Source organism: Azospirillum brasilense, assembly GCF_008365405.1.
GTDB classification, from domain to species: Bacteria; Pseudomonadota; Alphaproteobacteria; order Azospirillales; family Azospirillaceae; genus Azospirillum; species Azospirillum brasilense_D.
Window position 1 is genome coordinate 28890 of sequence record NZ_QOKV01000011.1, and the last position, 18322, is coordinate 47211.

Annotated in this window: 15 protein-coding genes; 3 read left to right on the forward strand and 12 right to left on the reverse strand. The window is 70.6% G+C overall.

The features are described from left to right. Positions 1-66: 66 nt before the first annotated feature. Both DS837_RS17495 and DS837_RS17500 read left to right on the forward strand, forming a co-directional pair. A complete protein-coding gene (locus tag DS837_RS17495) occupies positions 67-2376 on the forward strand; it encodes an NAD(P)-binding protein (protein ID WP_149165931.1) in 2310 nt (769 codons plus the stop codon). After that, positions 2373-3338, forward strand: a complete 966-nt coding sequence (locus tag DS837_RS17500; protein WP_149165932.1) for an acetoacetate decarboxylase family protein — start codon at positions 2373-2375, stop codon at positions 3336-3338. Before DS837_RS17495 ends, DS837_RS17500 begins: the two co-directional genes overlap by 4 nt. A gap of 58 nt (positions 3339-3396) precedes the next feature. Here the strand turns inward: DS837_RS17500 and DS837_RS17505 are convergent, their stop codons facing one another. From DS837_RS17505 to DS837_RS17520, 4 genes are all read right to left on the reverse strand, one after another. Next, the gene (locus tag DS837_RS17505; protein WP_149165933.1) at positions 3397-4776 is read right to left on the reverse strand and encodes an OmpP1/FadL family transporter; all 1380 of its coding nucleotides are present in this window, start codon (positions 4774-4776) and stop codon (positions 3397-3399) included. A gap of 13 nt (positions 4777-4789) precedes the next feature. Beyond that, complete coding sequence (locus DS837_RS17510) at positions 4790-6799, reverse strand: NAD(P)-binding protein (protein ID WP_247889992.1); 2010 nt, start codon at positions 6797-6799, stop codon at positions 4790-4792. Between the two features lie 116 nt (positions 6800-6915). Then, positions 6916-7713, reverse strand: coding sequence for an ethanolamine ammonia-lyase subunit EutC (eutC, locus tag DS837_RS17515; RefSeq protein WP_149165934.1), 798 nt, complete (start codon positions 7711-7713; stop codon positions 6916-6918). After that, positions 7710-9104, reverse strand: coding sequence for an ethanolamine ammonia-lyase subunit EutB (locus DS837_RS17520; RefSeq protein ID WP_149165935.1), 1395 nt, complete (start codon positions 9102-9104; stop codon positions 7710-7712). The genes eutC and DS837_RS17520 overlap by 4 nt, the downstream gene beginning before the upstream one ends. A 339-nt stretch (positions 9105-9443) precedes the next feature. On the opposite strand from DS837_RS17520, the gene DS837_RS17525 reads away from it, so the two are divergent. Then, positions 9444-10286, forward strand: coding sequence for a lysozyme (locus DS837_RS17525; RefSeq protein ID WP_170295892.1), 843 nt, complete (start codon positions 9444-9446; stop codon positions 10284-10286). Between the two features lie 140 nt (positions 10287-10426). Here DS837_RS17525 and DS837_RS17530 read toward each other — a convergent pair whose 3' ends face one another. From DS837_RS17530 to DS837_RS17565, 8 genes are all read right to left on the reverse strand, one after another. Beyond that, positions 10427-11197 (reverse strand): short-chain dehydrogenase/reductase, encoded by a 771-nt coding sequence (locus tag DS837_RS17530; RefSeq protein ID WP_149165937.1) that lies wholly within the window; start codon positions 11195-11197, stop codon positions 10427-10429. 3 nt (positions 11198-11200) lie between these two features. After that, positions 11201-12091, reverse strand: a complete 891-nt coding sequence (locus DS837_RS17535) for a polysaccharide deacetylase family protein (RefSeq protein WP_149165938.1) — start codon at positions 12089-12091, stop codon at positions 11201-11203. Beyond that, positions 12088-12855, reverse strand: a complete 768-nt coding sequence (locus DS837_RS17540; protein ID WP_149165939.1) for an ABC transporter ATP-binding protein — start codon at positions 12853-12855, stop codon at positions 12088-12090. The genes DS837_RS17535 and DS837_RS17540 overlap by 4 nt, the downstream gene beginning before the upstream one ends. Before the next feature lie 15 nt (positions 12856-12870). Then, a complete protein-coding gene (locus DS837_RS17545; protein ID WP_170295893.1) occupies positions 12871-13752 on the reverse strand; it encodes an ABC transporter permease in 882 nt (293 codons plus the stop codon). A 79-nt stretch (positions 13753-13831) separates the two neighbouring features. Beyond that, positions 13832-14818 (reverse strand): ABC transporter substrate-binding protein, encoded by a 987-nt coding sequence (locus tag DS837_RS17550; protein ID WP_149165940.1) that lies wholly within the window; start codon positions 14816-14818, stop codon positions 13832-13834. A gap of 51 nt (positions 14819-14869) precedes the next feature. Further along, positions 14870-15679 (reverse strand): enoyl-CoA hydratase, encoded by an 810-nt coding sequence (locus tag DS837_RS17555; RefSeq protein ID WP_149165941.1) that lies wholly within the window; start codon positions 15677-15679, stop codon positions 14870-14872. Next, complete coding sequence (locus DS837_RS17560) at positions 15679-16872, reverse strand: CaiB/BaiF CoA transferase family protein (RefSeq protein ID WP_149165942.1); 1194 nt, start codon at positions 16870-16872, stop codon at positions 15679-15681. The genes DS837_RS17555 and DS837_RS17560 overlap by 1 nt, the downstream gene beginning before the upstream one ends. Then, the gene (locus DS837_RS17565; RefSeq protein ID WP_149165943.1) at positions 16869-18239 is read right to left on the reverse strand and encodes an amidase family protein; all 1371 of its coding nucleotides are present in this window, start codon (positions 18237-18239) and stop codon (positions 16869-16871) included. The genes DS837_RS17560 and DS837_RS17565 overlap by 4 nt, the downstream gene beginning before the upstream one ends. Between the last annotated feature and the right edge of the window lie 83 nt (positions 18240-18322).

Genomic DNA, 18322 nt, shown 5'->3' on the forward strand with positions numbered 1-18322 from the left:
TTCTGACGAGTACCGCGAAATTCCGCGGCACCGTCGCGGGGATGCCGGATCTGCCGGGGGGAGAGCATGGCGAAGACGAGGGTTGCAATTCTGGGTGGTGGCGTCGGGGCCCTCACCACGGCGCATTTCCTGTCCGACACGGACGAGAAGCGGGCGCGCTACGACGTCACCATCTACCAGATGGGCTGGCGGCTGGGCGGCAAGGGCGCCACCGGGCGTGACCAGTGGAACCGCATCCAGGAGCACGGCCTGCATGTCTGGTTCGGCTTCTACAACAACGCCTTCAAGATGCTCCAGGACGTCTTCGACGTCTGGAAGCGCTCGCCGGACAACACGTTCCAGTCCTGGCGGGACGTGCTGAAGCCGCAGCGCTTCACCCCCATCGGCATGGTGCTGGACGACGGCAAGCCGGCCTATTGGCCGCTGACCTGGCCGGTGCTGGGCGGCGAGCCGGGCTCGGCCAACGTCATGCCGACCCTGCCGCAGGCCATCGCGTCGTTGGTCGGCGTGGTGCGTGACGTGTTCGAGAACTGGGACGAACTGAGCGGCCTGATCGTCGACGGCAAGCTGGTCCACATCGACGGCCGCACCGTCGCGCCGATGCCCGTCCTGCCGGCCGACCAGCAGATCCTTCCGGCGCCGCTGGCCACCCGCTTCGCCGAGGCGATCCGCAACTGGAGGGACCGGGAGGTCCGCCATCTGGCGCAGGCCGAGGCGCTGGTGAAGGGCGCCGCCGTGACCACCGCGAAGGACGCGGCCGTCGCCGCCCACCGGCTGATCCGGGCGCTGGCCGGCGGGCCGCAGAATGGGCCTGGGTCCAACCCGTCGGCGGCTCCGCCGGTCGAGCATTTCCACGACCTGATGAAGCTGCTGCGGCTGATCGAGGCCGCGGCGGCCACCCTGCCCAGCAACCACGTGGCCCGCGACCTGCTGGCCTTCGTGCTTCCCTTCACCGTCGGCATCATCGCCGATTTCGGGATCGAGAAGCGCACCGCCGACTCGCTGGATGACCTTGAGTTCACCGACTGGCTGATCCGTCATGGCGGCGACGCCGCGGCGCTGAAGCAGAGCTGCTCGCTGCGCACCTGCTACGACACCTTCATGCAGTACAAGGACGGCGACTACCGTCAGCCCAACTGGGGTGCCGGCGTCGCGGCGTTGTCCTGCGTGCGCATGTTTGCCACCTGCCGCGAATCGGTGATGTGGAACATGGAAGCGGGCATGGGCGAGGTCATCATCGCGCCCATCTACCAGACCCTGCTCCAGAACGGCGTGAAGGTGAAGTTCTTCCGCCGCGTCGAGGACATCGGCCTGTCCGACGACCGCGCGCTGGTCGAGACCGTCCGCCTCGCCCGGCAGGTCGATCTCGTCGACGGCGCGGATGACTACCAGCCGCTGATCACCGTGCCGCTGGAGGACAAGAAGTTCCTGCTGGCTTGGCCGCTGGAGCCGCTGTGGGACCAGATCAAGGACGCCGACAAGGTCCAGGCGGCGCTCGCCACCAACAACTCCTCTCTGGAGTCGCACTGGTGCGCGTGGGAGCCGGTCGGGACCGAGACGCTGCAGCGTGGCCGCGACTTCGACGTCGCCGTCCTCGGCATCTCCATGGGCGGCTTCAAGGCGATGAACGACCAGCCGACCCTGGCGGCGGAGCTGCAGGCGGCCTCGCCGGCTTTCAACGCGATGACCAGCAACATCGGCATCATCCCGACGCTGTCCATGCAGCTGTGGTGCGGCCCCGACCTCCAGGGTCTGGGCTGGGAGCCGGGCCAGCCGGCCGCCGTCGCCGGGCCGGAGCCCTGGTCGATCTGGGCGGAGATGGGGCAGACTCTGCCCTACGAGTTCCGCCCCGGCGAGACGGGTGCGCCCCAGTCTGAAACGCCAAAGTCGGTGCATTACATCTGCGGCGTCTGGCAGACCGGTCTGGTCGCCCGGCCGACCACCGACCTCGCAGTGCCGAAGGAGGCGCTGGACAATGTGACGGACAGCGCGGCGGAGTGGCTGGACGCCTACATGGGCAATTTCTGGCCGAAGGCGACGGTCTCCGGCCAGGGCGGCGTCGGCTTCAACTGGAATGTCCTCTACGATCCATGGAACGGCACCGGGCGGGAGCGGCTGTCGCACCAGATCATCCGCGCCAACGTCGATCCCACCGAAACGCTGCCGGGCAGCGCCGCCGGCTCCACCAAGTTCCGGCTGCGCACCGATGCGAGCGGGTTCTACAACCTGTTCCTGGCCGGCTGCTGGGTCCGCACCGGCTTCAACACCTCCTGCATCGAGGCGACGGTGATGTCCGGCATGCAGGCGGCGCGGGCCATCTCCGGAACGCCGTTGTTCATCTCCGGCGAGAACTTCCTGAACGGGGCGCCGTCGTGACCGCCCCCCGCTACGTCTCCTTCGCCGGGCACGGCGAGGTGTCGATCGCCGCGCCCGGCGTCTTCACCGACAGCCTCGCCACCGCCTTCGTCGTGCGCAGCAACCCGGTGAACACCCAGGCGCTGGTCGACAAGTTGCTGAACGCGGCGCCCGCCGGGGCGGTGCGCTACGAGGTCGCCGGTCCGGTGGCGCTGTGCACCTTCCTGTCGGTGGGGCGCTGCACCAGCCCGACCGAGCCGTTCGGCTGGATTCCCTACCGGGAAGCCTCGCTGTGGCTGCCGCTGATCGAGCATCGGCCCGGCCACTGGCCGCGGCTGGTGCTGTGGATGCCCTACGTGTTTCCGGACGCGACCATTCCGCTGGTCTGCGGGCGGGAGGGATGGGGCTTCGCCAAGTCGCTGGGCCGCATCACGCTGCCGGAGGAGGGGGCCGAGGCCCCGCGCTTCGTCTGCGAGACGACGCTGTTCCGCACCCTGTCCTCCGATTGCGAGGGGGTGTTCGCCCCCCTGCTGACGGTGGAGGGCGGGCCGTGGACCCCCGGCTTGGCGTGGCAGAGCCTTGAGGATCTCGCCGCCGACCTCGGCGACGCGCTGAAAGCCCTGCTGTGCCCCGGCGGTCTGGTCGAGGGGGTGGAGGTCGCCGTCAAGGCGGTGGAATCGCTGCTGGCCGGCACGGTGCCGGTCATCAACCTGAAGCAGTTCCGGGGCGCCCCGGACAGCGAACGGGCCTGCTATCAGGCACTGATCGACTGCCCCATGCACGTCGACCGCTTCCGCGGGGCGTGGCCGATGCGCGGCGACTTCACGCTGCGGGTGGCCGACTACGCCAGCCATCAGGTCATCTCGGACTTCGGCTTCGCGGCCGGACCGGACGGCAGCGCCACCGTCCATGTGGATTTCGCCATGCAGATCCACATGGACTTCCGCGCCAACCCCGGCCGGGTGGTCTGGCAGGCGGAGTGAGGGAACGGGCGCCGGTCCTGGAAAGGGCCGGCGCCCGTTCCTCCGATATGAAAGATCGTCAGAACGAGGCGCTGAGGCTCAGCGCCACGATGTCGGTGCCGTTGCAGAACTTCCCCGGATTGACGGCGGACCCGTTGGGCGGCGTGCCGTTGCTCACGCATTCCTGGAAGCCGTGCGAAAAGGCGGCGTCCAGCCGCACGGTCTCGGAGAAGGCGTAGCCGACGCCGAGGCTGGCGTGTTTGGTGATGACAACCGGGATCACCGAGACGATGTCCTCCGCCGGGGCCACTCTGTCGGCCCAGCGGAAGCCGGCCCGCAGGGTCAGCGCGTCGGTCACCCGGTAGGCGGCACCGACCGCGAAGATGTTGATGTCGCGGTAGCGTTGCGGCAGCGTCTCCCACACGGTGCCGAGGCCCGGCACGTCGACGCGGATGTTGTACTGGCGCAGCGCCTGCGCCCAGAAGGCCCGCCGGTAGTCGAAGGCGACGGTCAGGTCGGGCCGCAGCCGGTGGCTGACGCCGATGCCGAATTCGGCGGGGAGCTGGAAATTCCCCAGCGTGTACTTCGCGGGCTGGGTCAGCCGGGTGCCGTCGGGCGCCAGCACGATCACCGAGCCGTCGCCGGTCAGGTTGTTGAGCGCCGTGCGGAACTGGTAGAAGGCGCCGACGGTGGTGTCGGCCTGCGGCTTCCAGGTCAGGCCGAGCCGGCCGCTCACCCCATCGCCCTCCACCCCGGCGCGCGTGATCGACGGGTCGAAGATGTCGAAATAGACGCCGCCGCCCATCCCGACCATGGTGCTGGCCGCGCCCAGCATCGGCCCCTGTCCGGTCAGCCGCCCGGTGGCGGCCAGCGCGCCGAGCTGGTCGGCCCCCTGGAGGACGCGGAAGCCGAGCCCCGCCCGCACATAGTCGATGGCGCCCGCCACCGTGACCTTCGGCGTCACGTCCCAGGCGGCGGCCAGCGGGACGCGCATGAACATCGCCTCGCTGCTGGTGCGCAGCCCGCTGTCGACGCCGGACGGCAGGCGGGCCATGAAGCTGCCCTCGCCGTAATCGGTGCCGAATCCGCCCTGGGCGTAGGCGCCCAGCCCCAGGGCCAGATTTTCATGCCGCCAGACGAAACCGCCCTGGGGGATGTAGTAGCCCTGGAAGGGGAAGGTGTCCTTGCCGTGCGCCACCTCGCCGGTTTGCGTCTGCGTGGCGCGCAGCCCGGTCGGGGCGGCGACCACCAGCCCGCCCTCCAGATAGGAGGAGGAGCGCTGCGTCAGGGTCGCCGGGTTGAAGATCATGGCGGCGCCGCCGATGTCGGACGCCGCCCCCGTGCCGCCCATGCCCATGGACACGGCCCCGAACCCTTCGAAGGTGTAGACGTCGGTGGCATGGGACGGAAACGCGGCGGCCAGGGTGGCCGCCGCGGCAAACGCTGCGATTACGCGCATTGAATCAGGATTCTCAATCGGACGGGGTGAGGTCGATGGTCTGGCGGGCGATGGCCTCGGCGGCCTGCTTTCCGGAGAGGACGGCGATTTCGGCGCTGCCCGCGCTGAACCAGGTCCGCGTCCAGTCCCCCGCCAGGAAGGCGTTGACGAAGCCGCTGTCGCCCGGCGTCAGCCGGGTCTCCACCGTCGCCGGGAAGCACTGCACGTAGAGTTCCGACGGGTCGAGGTTGTAGCGGTAGTAGGAGGAATAGACTTGGCTCTGGTCGAACACGCCGTCCTTGACCGTGTTGGGCCACAGCACCCCGATGTTGGCGTTCAGCCACTGCGTGGCATCCCGGCGGACGTCCGCGGCCATCCGCTGCGGCAGGCCGCAGGCGTAGGGCGGGGCGCCGGCCGGCCAGCGGGCGGTGCCGCAGAAATACTCCACGGCCTTGACGGTGCCGGGCGGCCAGGATTCGGCGGGGATGAGGTGGCTCATCTCGCCCCAGCTGTCGAGTTCCTCGACATAGCTGGTCATGGCGGTCGGGCCGGCCTTCCAGCCCATCTCCTCGATGCTCGGCGTCATCCAGAGCTGGACCGCCTGGGTCGGCACCGCCGGGGTGACCTCGACCATCTGCTTGAAGCGCAGATTGGCGTCCATCAGCTCCGCCGCCGGCTCGGCCAGCGCGGCGGGCGGCATCGCCAGGACGACGAGGTCGAAATCCTTGCCGACCTCCAGAATCGATTCGCCGGCGGTGCAGTGGCAGAACACCGATTCCAGGTTGATGCCGGCGTCGCGGATCTTGTCGCCGTCGACGATCTGGCTCCAGTCCGGCTCGGACGGCCAGCAGTAGAGCCACTTCCCGTCGTCGCCGTAGCCGACCTTGACGAACGGGTCATAGGCGCCGTTGACGAGATCGACCTGCCGGTTCAGGCGCACCCGCTCCACCCAGGCGCCGTTTTCCGAGGTTTCCAGCTTGGTCAGGCGGTGGAACAGCTTGATGTCCACCCCGCGCTGCTTCAGCACGAACCAGGCGGGCGTGAAGACGGTGTCGCCCATGCCGGCGTTCATCTTCCACAGCGGCGCGCCCTTGTAGGCGAAGCCCATCAGCAGAAGGATCTCCGCCGCGGCGCCGGCGGCGAAGCGCGCGTTCTCCGGCCCGTCGGTCGCTTCGCCGTTCTTGTAGGAGAAGCACATGTCGTAGAGCAGGCGCACCGGGGCCGACCACGCGAAGGTGTCGGAGATCCCGTTCTTCTGCAGCCACTCGCGGAAGTCCTCGCCGTTGATGCGGTCGAAGCCGTCCTTGCCGTAGGGCAGCACGTCGGCGAAACAGCCGATGGCGAAGGCGAGGCCGAAATCGGCGAAGCAGGCGAACTCCCAGCCCTCGTCCGACAGCTTCAGCAGCGGTTCCAGGACCGCCTGGAAGCCCTTCTGGACGATCTTGAGCAGATCGACGATCAGCCCGTGGTCGAGGGCGTCGTCGCCCGCCTCCTCGATGTGGGTCCGCGCCTTCTCAAGAGCGTCCAGCCCGAGCTTCGCGGTGAGGTGGCTGGGCAGATGGTCGTGCTTGGCGACGAGATTTTGCAGCGCGCCGATCAGGAAGGCCGCGAAGCCGTTCGGACCGAGCGACCGCGGGTCGCCGGGCGTGCCGGAGCGCTCGGGGAAGTCGAGGTTCCAGGAATGCCAGCGGGTCTTGCCGAAGCGCGGGATGTCCTGCATCAGCGTCACCTGATACAGCGGGCGGAAGGCGTCCTGCCAGGTCTGGAAGGCGTAGTCGGCGGGCTCGTCCCACTCCGCGTAGGCGCCGCGCACCATCCGGAAGGCGTTGTCGTAGAAGCCCAGGAAGATGTGCAGCCCGTGCTCCTCGATGCGCTGGCCCTGCTTGGCGTTGCGGCCGCTGGCCCCCTTGCCGCCCAGCCGCCAGCCGTGGCTGACCAGCGTCACGTCGAACTTTTCGCGCAACGCCTCGGTCGCCGTGAGAGTCAGCGCGGCGGACACGCCCCCAAGCCCGCCGCCGAGCACCAGCACACGCGTCTTTCCCATCGCAGCCACCCCGAGCCCCCGGTTGTTTTGCCGGGGGATTGTGCTTGGCATCGCCGGTTGTCGCAATGGGATTAAGACGAATGCGAACATTCCGCCGCCGCACCGGTGCGGATCGGTTACGGAACGCCGCCGCCCGGCAGTTCCGCCGGAGCGGCGGGAGCCGCGGCGGCGAGCAGGACGCCCGACCGCCGCTGGGCGAACATTGCGGTGAGCAGGGCGGCCGCCTGGGCTGCGGCGGCGGTGGGGGCGAGGCCGCCGACTCGGACGTTGGAGATGCAGTTGCGCTCGCTGTCCACCCGACCGGGCCGCGGCTCCCAGGTCAGATAGAGGCCCAGCGAATCGGCGGCGCTCAGTCCCGGTCGCTCGCCGATCAGGACGACGCTCGCCCGCGCCTGGAGCAGCGCGCCGACCGGATCGCCCAGCGCCACCCGCGCCTGCTCCGCCACCACCACCGGCCCGACCCGCAGCCCGGCCGCTTGGAGCTTCGGAATCAGTGATTCCAGAACCGGGATGACGTTGGCCTGCACGGCGGTGCCGCTCAGCCCGTCGCCGACCACCAGAACCACGTCGGGGGCGCGGACCGGCTCCGACAGGCGGCGCTGCGACTCCTCCGACAATTGCCGGCCGAGGTCCGGGCGCTTCAGGTAGGCGGCACGGTCCGGCGCGGCGCTGGTCACCGGGACCGCCGGCCAGCCGCGCTCCGCCAGCGCCGCCAGCAGCGCCGCAACGTCGAGCGGCGTGTGCACGGCGTCGCGCGCCTGGGCGTGGGCGGCCTGGAAGGCGAGGTGGGCGGCGGTGGGCAGGCCGCTCCCGGCGTGGCCCAGCGCGATGCGCGCGTCGGTGTGGCGGCGCAGGTGCGCCCAGCGGTCGGGTTGGGCCGGGGAGGGGAGGGGCACCGGTCTGGACTCGGTCATGGCTGCTCCTCCGGCAGGGGCAGGGCGGGCAGAAGGGAGGACGCGGCGGGGTCGAAACGCAGGCGCCCGGCGGAATCGGTGATGCCGGCGGCCTCCTGCCACGCCTCGAATTCCGGCGCGGGGCGACGGCCCAGCACTTGGCGGACATACAGCGCGTCGTGGAAGGAGGTGCTCTGGTAGTTCAGCATGATGTCGTCGGCCCCCGGCACCCCCATGATGAAGGTGCAGCCGGCCACGCCGAGCAGGGTCAGCAGGGCGTCCATGTCGTCCTGGTCGGCCTCCGCGTGGTTGGTGTAGCAGACGTCGCAGCCCATCGGCAGGCCGAGCAGCTTGGCGCAGAAATGGTCCTCCAGCCCGGCGCGGGTGATCTGCTTGCCGTCATAGAGGTATTCCGGCCCGATGAAGCCGACCACCGTGTTGACCAGAAGCGGCCGGTAGCGGCGGGCGACGGCGTAGCAGCGCGCCTCCACCGTCTGCTGGTCCACCCCCTCGTGCGCGCCGGAGGACAGCTCGCTGCCCTGGCCGGTCTCGAAATACATCAGGTTGTCGCCGACGGTGCCGCGGTTCAGCGCCCGTCCGGCCTCCCACGCCTCGTCCAAGAGGGCCAGCGAGACGCCGAAGGCGCGGTTGGCGGCCTCCGTCCCGGCGATGGACTGGAAGACCAGATCGACCGGCGCCCCGCGCTCCATCGCCCGCAGCGCCGTCGTCACATGGGCCAGCACGCAGGACTGGATCGGCGCGCCGGTGCGCAGGCGAAGCTCCTCCAGCATCTCCAGCAGGGCGGTCATCGCCTCCACGCTGTCGGTGGCCGGGTTGATGCCGATCACCGCGTCGCCGCTGCCGTACATCAGCCCGTCGAGGACGCTGGCGGCGATGCCGCGCGGGTCGTCCACCGGGTGGTTGGGCTGCAGCCGGGTGGAGAGGCGCCCCGGCAGGCCGATGGTGTTGCGAAAGCGCGTGATGACGCGGGTCTTGGCGGCGACGGCGATCAGGTCCTGCAAGCGCATGATCTTCGACACCGCCGCGACCATCTCCGGCGTCAGCCCGGGGGCGAGCGCCGTCAGGGCCGCCGCGTCCGCCGCCTCCGACAGCAGCCAGTCGCGGAAGCCGCCGACGGTCAGATGGGCGACCGGGGCGAAGGCGGCGCCGTCATGGCCGTCGACGATCAGCCGGGTCACCTCGTCCGCCTCGTAGGGGACGACCGCCTCGGTCAGGAAGTGCCGCAGTGGCAGGTCGGCCAGAGCCATCTGCGCGGCCACCCGCTCCGCCGCGCTGGCGGCGATCAGCCCTGCCAGCGCGTCGCCGGAGCGCGGCGGCGAGGCGCGGGCGAGCAGCGTCTTCAAGTCGGGAAACCCGTACCGCGTTCCGGCCAGAGTGTGGGCGAATGCCATGGCGTCCCCTCTCCCCCTCTCCGGCGCCAACGCCGTTGCTGTCGAGTGTGGAGGCGTCGGCGCGTTACGTCCAGCGTTCGCCCGGAACCGCGGCGCGAAGAGACGCTTTACAGAGAAAGGAATATATTCCATATTGTAGGAGATAATGCTGATCCCGTGCCCGCCCGGCCCCGCCACCGCTCCGGCTTTTGCAGCCGGCGGTCTGATCGGCGGGACCGCTTCCAGAACCGCGGGGCGGCTGAAACCGGTGGGGTTCGAGGGTGCCCCTTCGAGCACCCTGCGGGCGCGGTCCCTCTCGGGCTGGAACGATAACAGACTTGAATCACCACAGGAGTGACCATGACTGCCACCCTTCGGGCGGCTCCCCCGCCTGCCGCCCTCGATCTGGCCCGCCACTTCGAAGGCTTGTCCCGCACCGCGTACCGCTGCCCGGTCGGCGTGTGGACCATCGGCTACGGCCACACGCAGGCCGTGACCGCGGGCGACACCATAACCACCGATCAGGCCGAGCGCCTGCTCGCCGGCGACTTGGTCGAGGCGGCCACGGTGGTGGACGGTGCGGTGACCGTGCCCCTGACCGACGGGCAGCGGGCCGCGCTGATCGATTTCGTCTTCAACGTCGGGCCGGGCCGGTCCAGGAAGGGCAAGGATCCGGGGAAGGACGGCTTCGTCCGCCTGCGCAGCGGAAAGCCCTCGACCCTGCTGCGCAAGCTGAACGCCGGTGATGCCGCCGGGGCCGCCGCCGAGTTCGGCGCGTGGGTCTATGGCGGCGGTCGGGTGCTGCCCGGTCTGGTGCGGCGTCGGCGTGCCGAGGAACTGCTGTTCCGCGGGGCGGACTGGCGCCGTGCGCTCGACGACGGTCCGATGGCGCAGACGGTCGAGCCGGCGGCGCCCTCCGTGCCTGCCGGCGCTGTCGGTGCCGCCGCAGGGACGCTGGCGCTCGGCGGTTCGCTCGGCGTGGTGGCTGAGGTGATGGCGCCGGTGCTGCAGGTGACCCGGCAGGTGCAGGACCTTGCCGAGCAAGCGCAAGGCGTGGCGGCCCAGGCGCAGGGCGTGACCGCCCAGATCCACGGCCTCACCCGATTGCTCGGGTGGGCGCCGTCGCCGGCGGTTGCGGTCCTGGCCACCGGCTTGGCGGTGACGCTGGCGCTGCTGTGGCGTGCGCGTCGCGCCCGGGGCTGACCGCAAGGACGGCTCACGGACGATCCATCGACATCGACGCTCCATCGACAAGGCACGGAGCGGGTTTGGACCTGAGCGTCACGGCGGACGCGTCGATGGCCCATCCGGCTTGACCGGGGAGGGCCATCGCGCGATCCGGTTCAGCGGAACCGTCCACCGCCGTCCATGTCGACCACCGAGCCCGACAGGTAGGCGACGCGCGGCGAGCTGAGGAGCGTGACGAGGGAGGCGATCTCGGACGGCTCGGCGAGGCGTCCGAAGGGAAGATCGCCCAGGGCTTCGGCCCAGCGTTCCTCGTCGTCGAAGCGCGTCTTGGCGCGCTTGCGGTAAACCGCCGCGACCCGGTCGGTGCGCGTCGCCGACGGGTTCACCCCGAAGACGCGGACGTTCCAGTCGGTGCTGCGGGCGCCCACCGCCTGGGTGAAGGCGATCAGCGCCGCGTTGCCCGCCGAGCCGCAGGCGTAGTCCCAGCGCGGCGTCATGCCCATCATGCCGATGACGTTGACGATGGTGCCGCCGCCGCGCTGCCGCATCGCCTCGACGAAGAGCTTCGTCATGTGGATGTAGCCGAAGACCTTCAGCTGCCACGCCGCTTCCCATTCGACCATGCCGAGGTCGAGGACGCTGCCGCCGGGGATCGCCCCGGCGTTGTTGACCAGCACGTCGATGCCGGGAAGCGCCGCGGCGAGGCGTTCGCGGGCTTCCCCGTTGGCGAGGTCGGCGGCCATCGTCTCGACCGCCACGCCGTGACGCGCGCGGATGCCCGCGGCGGCGGTTTCCAGCGCCGCCGCGTCGCGGGCGACCAGGACGGGCAGAGCGCCCTCGGCGGCGAAGGCCTCGGCGCAGGCGAGCCCGATGCCCTTCGAGCCCCCGGTGACGAGGACCCGCTTTCCGGACAGGTTCAAATCCATCGCTCAGCCCTCCGCCTGTTCGGTTGCCGGCTCCGCCGCCGCGTACCAGTCGGCGATCTCCGGACCGGTGGCGAAGGCGACGTTGGGCGAGGCCTGCAACAGGTCCAGCATGGCTTCCAGCTCGTGCAGGCGGTGCGGCACCGCGATCAGGTGCGGATGCAGGCCGATGGCCAGCACGCGCGGGTTCTCCGCGCATTCCCGCTCGAACAGCTGCAGGGTGTGGCCGAGCCGGCTCAGCATCTCGCCCGTCGCGTGCTTCTCGATGGCGTAGACGATGGAGTCGTTGATCTCCAGGTTGTAAGGCATGGCGAGCAGCGGGCCGTGCGCGGTGCGCATCCAGCTCGGCAGGTCGTCCACCACCCAGTCGAAGACATGGTCGATGCCCTGGCGGCGCAGCAGGTCGGGCGTCTGCACCGTCTCCCGCAGGCCGGGGCTCAGCCAGCCGCGCGGGCGCTTGCCGGTAAAGCGCTGGATGCGGTCCAGGGCGGCCTCGATCAGCGCCTCCTCGCCGTCGCCGGCGTGGTTGATCGCCTTCTGGTGCATGCCGTGGCCGATGAACTCCCAGCCGGCGGCGAGCATGGCCTCGGCGGCCTGCGGGTAGGCGTCGATGACCCCGGCGTTGAGGCTGGTCGAGGCGGGCACGCCGCGGTCGCGGAACAGCGTCAGGATGCGCGGCAGGCCGCTGCGCATGCCGTAGTCGGCCCAGCTGAAGTTCGGCACGTCCGGCACCGTCTCCCGCCCGTGGGGCGGGGTGATGATGGTGCGCGGCATCGCCTCGTCGAAGCGCCAGTTCTCCACGTTGACGACCAGATGGGCGATGATCCGCCGCCCCTGGAAGTCGGGCAGCGCCGGCCGCGTGTCGGACAGGCGGTAGCTGATCCGGGGGTTGGTCATGCGTGTTCCTTCTGCGCGGCGCGCATCTCGGCCATGATGGCGGCCTTGTGCCGGATGAAGGCCGGGTCGGTCAGCTGATCCACCGAGCGGGGCCGCGGCAGATCGACGGTGATCTCGCGGGTGATCCGCCCCGGCCGGGCCGACATGATGCAGATGCGGTCGGCGAGCAGGATCGCCTCGTCGATGTCGTGCGTGACGAACAGCACCGTGGTGCCGAGCGACTGCCAGACGTCCAGCAGAAGCTGCTGCATGCTCATGCGCGTCTGGGCGTCGAGCGCGCCGAACGGCTCGTCCATCAGCAGCGCCTTCGGGTCCATGACCAGGGCGCGGGCGATGCCGACGCGCTGGCGCATGCCGCCGGAGAGCTGCGAGGGCAGGGAGTCGGCGAAGCGCTCCAGCCCGACGATGCGGAGCAGCTCGCGGATCTTCGGCTCGTACTCGGCGCGCGGGCGTTTCTGGACGCTCGGCCCGAAGGCGATGTTCTGCTCCACCGTCAGCCAGGGCAGCAGGGCCGCCTCCTGGAAGACGACGGCGCGTTCCGGGCCGGGGCTGTCGACCGTGCCGCCGTTGAAGGTCAGCGCGCCGGAGGTCATGTCCTCGAAGCCGGCGATCAGGTTGAGCAGGGTGGACTTGCCGCAGCCCGAGGGGCCGAGCAAAGCCACGAACTCGCCCTCGCCGATGTCGAGATTGACGCGGTCGAGCGCGACGACCGGCTCCTTGCCGGGGTAGGTCTTCACGACCTCGCGGAAACGTATGGTGCCCATGTGTGTCTCCGTGCTTTAGCGCGAGGCGGATTGGAGCCGGCGCCAGCGCAGGGCCCAGTGCTCGACGGTGACGATCAGGCGGTCGCTCAGCAGGCCCATGGCCCCGATCGACAGCATGTCGGCGATGACCACGTCCATGCGCCCGACGTAGTAGGCGTCCCACAGCACGTAGCCGAGCCCCGACTTGACCGCGACCATCTCGGAGACGATGACCGCCGTCCAGGCGATGCCCAGGCCGATGCGCAGGCCCGTGAAGATGGCCGGCAGCGCCGCCGGCAGGACCACGCGCCGCAGCACGTCGAACCGGCTGGCCCCCATCATCTCGGCCGCCCGGATCCAGTTGCGGTCGACGTCGCGGGCGCCGTGCGTCGCGTTCACCACGATCGGGTAGAAGCCGCCGAGAGCGATCAGGAAGATCGCACCCATGTCCTGGATGCCGAACACGGCGATGGAGAAGGGCAGCCACGCGGTGATGGGGATGGGGCGCAGAAGCTGGATCGTCGGATCCACCGTGCCGGACACGGCGCGGCTCCAGCCGATCATGACCCCCGCGGGGATGCCGATGGCCATGGCGAGCACGAAGCCCTGGGCGACGCGCATCGACGAGAACAGCACGTTGCTCAGCCACGTGCCGCTGTAGGGGTTGAGGCCCATGCCCTGCGGGCCGAAGGCCCAGACGATCCAGGCCTCCCACACCCGGTCGGGCGTCGGCAGGACTCCGCCGGCCAGCGAGCCGCCCGATCCCGCGAGCTGCCACGCCGCGATCACCAGGACGGGCAGCAGCGCCGCGCGCATCGCCGCCCCGGTGCGGCCCGCCGGGAACAGGCCCCGGCTCTTCACCTTCGGAGCCGCCGGCACGGGGGCCGCGTCCAGAGCTCTTGCGGGCGCGTCATTCATCTCTCCAGTCCTCCGCCATTCTTGTCGGCCGCCACGCTGTCGGAAGGCCGCCCGCCGAAGCGGGCGGCGGCGTTCCAAATCACTGCGCCTTCTCGACGAAGGAGGCGTCCCAGTACTTCTCGATGTCGCCCGACACGTCCTTCGGGATCACGCCCAGCTCGTTGAAGGCCTTGGCCTGACGCTTGATCTGGTCGACCGTGGTGACGGAGCCAAGCTCGATCACCTTGGACGCCTCGGCGGCGAGCTTGGTGTCGAGGCCGGTCAGCGACGCGTAGGCCTTGGTGAACGCGTCCGGCGACGCGGCGAGCGTCTTCTGCGCCTGCAGATAGGCCCAGACGAAGCGCTCCATGGCGGGGCGCTTCTCGGCCATCGACTTGCGGTTGGCGGCCAGCATGCCGAGTTCGGCGCCGACCGACTTGGACTGGCTGTATTCGAGATTCTTGGCGAAGAAGCCGTAGCCTTCCATCACGGGGATGGATTCGAAGGGCTCCCAGGTGACGATGGCGTCGACCTCGCCGCGCTGCAGGGCCTGGTCGAAGTTGGCGCCGCCGCCCTGGATGTTCACGGCCTGGAAGCTGTTGTAGGGAATGTTCTTCTCGGTCAGGGTCGCGGCGAACTGGAACCACACCGCCGAACCGGGGGCGATGGCGACCTTCTTGCCCTTCAGGTCATCCCAGCTGTCGAGCTTCACGCCCTTGCGGCCGATCACGTATTTCGGGGAGCTGCCGACGCCCATGATGCCGACCATGTCGGTGGCGCCCTGGGCCAGCGAGATCGCGAGGTCGGCCGGTCCGACGGTGGCCATGTCGAGGGAGCCGGCGAGGAGTGCCGTGCGCGCGTCGGCGTAGCGGGCGAACTCGACCGTCTTCAGCTCGACGCCGAGCTTCTTGAGGTCGTCGGTGATCATCACCACCGGGGCGAGATGGCCCACCTTCTGATAACCCACCGTCAGCTCGACCGGCTTCGGCAGGGGAGCGGGTTCCGCCGCGCGCGCGGCGGGCGACAACGCCAGACATCCGGCGATGACCGCGCCGATGGTGTTGAGACCCAGATGCTTCCAGTTCATGACTTGTCTCCCTGTTTATGGTTCGCCGCCCCGTGGGGCCGATCCTCCGCCTTACTTTCCCTTAAAATCGGGTTCTCTTTTTTGCGCGAAGGCGGCACGCCCCTCCGCGTAATCGGCGCTGGCGAAGCAGCGGGCGACGAGCGCGTCCACCGCTTCGGTGTCGGGCGGACCGTCGGTCCGCAGCGCTTCCAGCATGGCCCGTTTCGCCGCGCGCAACGTCAGCGGCGCGTTTCCGGCGATCAGGCCGATATAGTCTTCCACCGCGCCGTCGAAGGCGGACGCGGCGGCCACGCGCTGGACGATGCCGAGGCTCGCCGCCTCGTCCGCCGTCACGATGCGCGCGCTGAACAGCAGGTCGGCGGCGGCGGCGGCACCCATCCGCTGCACGACGAGGCGCACCAGGGGGAAGCCGTAGCCGAGCCCGAGCCGGGCGCCCGGCATGCGGAACCGCGCGCCGTCGTCGCTGAGCCGCAGGTCGCAGCACAGCGCCAGCTCCAGCCCGCCGCCGAAGCAGATGCCGCGGATGGCGGCGACCGTCGGCACCGGGGCTTCGAGAAGCGCCTCGGTCGCCGCCGACACCGCCTCCTCGTAGGCGGCGGCCTGGGCGGCGTCGGCGCGGACGGTGCCGAATTCGGAAATGTCGGCCCCGGCGGAGAAGGCGCGCTCCCCCGTACCGCGGACCAGCAGGACGCGGACCGCGGGGTCGGCCACGGCGCGGCCGATGCGCTCGGGCAGGGAGCGCCACATCTCCAGCGTCATCGCGTTCAGCCGCCGGGGCTGGTCGAGCGTCAGGCGGGCGACCCCACCCGACACCTCCAGCCCCACCACGCCGCCAACCGCTCCCGGTTCCTGCTCGGCCATCAGACGATCCCCTGCGCCTTGAGGGCGGCGACGTCCGCCGGGGACAGACCGATGGCGCCCAGCACCTCCGCCGTGTGCTCGCCCGCGTCGGGGGCGGGCCGCTCGATGCGGGCGGGGGTGCGCGACAGGCCGACCGGCTGGCCGACGAGGCGCATGGCGCCGCGGGCGGGATGCTCGCAGGGCACGGCGATGCCGAGATGCCCGACCTGCGGGTCGGCGAAGACCTCGTCCATGCGGTAGATCGGCCCCGCCGGAACCCCTTCCTCCTCCAGCCGCTCCAGCCAGTCCGCGGTCTTGCGGGTGCGGAACACCTCCTCCAGCAGCGGCTTGAGCGTCGGGCGGTTGCGGAAGCGCTGCTCCTGCGTGGCGAATTCGGGGGCGTCGGCGAGATCCTCGCGCCCGATGGCCCGGCAGAAGGACCGCCACTGGCCGTCGCCGCCGACGCCGATGTTCAGGTGGCCGTCGGCCGTCGCCATCACGCCCATGGGGGTCGAATAGGGGTGGTCGTTGCCCGCCGGCTGCGGGACCTCGCCCTCCACCAGATAGCGCGCCGCCTGGAAATCCATCAGCGCGATCTGGGATTCCAGAAGCGAGGTCTGGACCCATTGTCCCTCGCCGGAGCGTTCGCGCTCCGACAGGGCGACCAGGATGCCGATGGCGGCGTAGAGGCCGGAGGCGCTGTCGGCGACCGCGATGCCCGCCCGGACCGGTCCCTGGCCGGGAAGGCCGGTCACGCTCATCAGGCCGCCCATGCCCTGGGCGATCTGGTCGAAGCCGGCGCGGTCGCGGTAGGGGCCGGACTGGCCGTAACCGGAGATCGAGGCCAGGATGATCCGCGGATTCACCGCCCGCAGCGCGTCGTAGCCGATGCCGAGGCGGTCCTTCACGTCGGGCCGGTAGTTCTCGACCACCACGTCGGCCGTGCGCACCAGCTCAAGGAACAGGTCGCGGCCCTGCGGGGTGCGGAGGTTGAGCGACAGCGACCGCTTGTTGCGGTGCAGGTTCAGCATGTCGTAGCCGTGGCGGGGGCCGCTCATCCCCTCGTTGCGGTCGACGCCCGGCGGCGCCTCGACCTTGACGACGTCGGCCCCGAAGTCGGCGAGCACGCGGCAGCAGGTCGGGCCGGCGCGCACACGCGTGAGATCCAGGACTCGGATGTGCTCAAGAGCTTTTGCGGGTTCGGATCGGGTCATGAGCCACGCTCTGCAAGAGGGCTGGGAAAATCGGTGATGTCGCTGGGCCGCCGCCGGTGCCAGCCGGTCCGCGCCTGCAGCGCCGCGGCGAGCGCCAGCAGCGCGCCGTCCGCGCCCGGACGGCCGACGATCTGGAGCGCCACCGGCATCCCTCGGTCGTCGAAGCCGGCCGGCACGGCGACCGCCGGCAGGCCGAGGGCGTTGACGAAACGGGTGTAGGCGCTGAGCCGGTAGAGCGTCGCCGCGTGGAAGTCCGGGGAAGCCGGATCGGCCACGGCGACCGGCGGCGTGCGGATCGGCATGACCGGCAGCAGGAGGGCGCCGGCCTCGCCGAACAGCTTGGCCAGGACGGGCGCCGTGGCGCCGGACAGCGCCGCCTTTGCCGCCACGAGGCGGTCCGGTGCGATGTCCCGGCCCTTGGCGAGCCGCCGGGCGAGGTTTGGGTCCCGCGCGGCGAGGGAGAGCCCGCCATGCTGGGCCGCCGCTTCGGCCTGGAGAATGAGAAAGAGGGGGTCGGACAGCGCCTCGATGGCAGGCAGGCCCGGCCGCTGTTCCAGTGAGACGCCGCAGGCGGCGAGGGCCTCCACGGCCTCGCGGCAAGCCGTCTGGATCGGCGCTTCGGACGCCTCGACCGCGTCGGACAGGAGGGCGACGCGGGCCGGCGGTTCGGATAGGAACTCCATGTCCGTCGCCAGTACGGGCGCCATGAGTCGGATATCGCGCGCGCTGCGGGCGAGAAGTCCGATGGTGTCGAGGCTGGGGGCCAGGGTCATCGCCCCGGCGACCGGGACCGCGCCGTAGGTCGGCTTCCAGGCGGTAACGCCGCACGCCTGCGCCGGGATGCGCAGCGACCCGGCGGTGTCCGATCCCAGCGCGGCGAACACCGCGCCGGCCGCCACCGCGACCGCCGATCCGGACGAGGACCCACCCGGCACGAACTCGCGGTTCCAGGGGTTGAGCGCCTTGCCCACGCCGGAAGGCTCGTAGGCCAGAGCCGTCATGGTGGTGAAACCGATCCGTCGCGCCCCGGCCCCGTCGAGCCGTTCGAGCACCGCCGCTGCCCGCTCCGGTGCCGGGGCGGCGTCCTCCGCCGCACCGGGAAGACCGCAGCCGGGCGAACGCCCCACGCTGTCGAACATGTCCTTGGCGGCGTAGGGCAGGCCGGCCAGCGGGCCGGCGGCGTCCGCTTCGGAGGTGCCAAACTCGACGAAGCACCGGAAGCGGGCCTGAACCTCCGGCGCCCAGGCCGCGCAGGCCGCGGCGGCGTCCGCGCGGGCCGTCGGTGGAAGGCCGCTCCAATCCGCGAAACCGCGCCCGCCCCCGTGGGGGTCGTCAAGAACATCGGGGTTCTGGATGGTCCAGGACATTCGGCCCACTCCCTCATCGCCGGACCTGATGATGAGGGTCTGCACAGTTGGCTAGAAGAACAATTGCGACACACCTGATTTCG

Bases quoted from the DNA above. Each gene is read 5' to 3' on its own strand.
- DS837_RS17540 (WP_149165939.1), bottom strand. From the start codon at position 12,855: ATGGGCACCATACGTTTCCGCGAGGTCGTGAAGACCTACCCCGGCAAG.
- DS837_RS17550 (WP_149165940.1), bottom strand. From the start codon at position 14,818: ATGAACTGGAAGCATCTGGGTCTCAACACCATCGGCGCGGTCATCGCC.
- DS837_RS17560 (WP_149165942.1), bottom strand. From the start codon at position 16,872: ATGACCCGATCCGAACCCGCAAAAGCTCTTGAGCACATCCGAGTCCTG.
- DS837_RS17520 (WP_149165935.1), bottom strand. From the start codon at position 9,104: ATGGCATTCGCCCACACTCTGGCCGGAACGCGGTACGGGTTTCCCGAC.
- DS837_RS17495 (WP_149165931.1), top strand. From the start codon at position 67: ATGGCGAAGACGAGGGTTGCAATTCTGGGTGGTGGCGTCGGGGCCCTC.
- DS837_RS17510 (WP_247889992.1), bottom strand. From the start codon at position 6,799: ATGGGAAAGACGCGTGTGCTGGTGCTCGGCGGCGGGCTTGGGGGCGTG.
- eutC (WP_149165934.1), bottom strand. From the start codon at position 7,713: ATGACCGAGTCCAGACCGGTGCCCCTCCCCTCCCCGGCCCAACCCGAC.
- DS837_RS17565 (WP_149165943.1), bottom strand. From the start codon at position 18,239: ATGTCCTGGACCATCCAGAACCCCGATGTTCTTGACGACCCCCACGGG.
- DS837_RS17525 (WP_170295892.1), top strand. From the start codon at position 9,444: ATGACTGCCACCCTTCGGGCGGCTCCCCCGCCTGCCGCCCTCGATCTG.
- DS837_RS17545 (WP_170295893.1), bottom strand. From the start codon at position 13,752: ATGAATGACGCGCCCGCAAGAGCTCTGGACGCGGCCCCCGTGCCGGCG.
- DS837_RS17535 (WP_149165938.1), bottom strand. From the start codon at position 12,091: ATGACCAACCCCCGGATCAGCTACCGCCTGTCCGACACGCGGCCGGCG.
- DS837_RS17530 (WP_149165937.1), bottom strand. From the start codon at position 11,197: ATGGATTTGAACCTGTCCGGAAAGCGGGTCCTCGTCACCGGGGGCTCG.
- DS837_RS17505 (WP_149165933.1), bottom strand. From the start codon at position 4,776: ATGCGCGTAATCGCAGCGTTTGCCGCGGCGGCCACCCTGGCCGCCGCG.
- DS837_RS17555 (WP_149165941.1), bottom strand. From the start codon at position 15,679: ATGGCCGAGCAGGAACCGGGAGCGGTTGGCGGCGTGGTGGGGCTGGAG.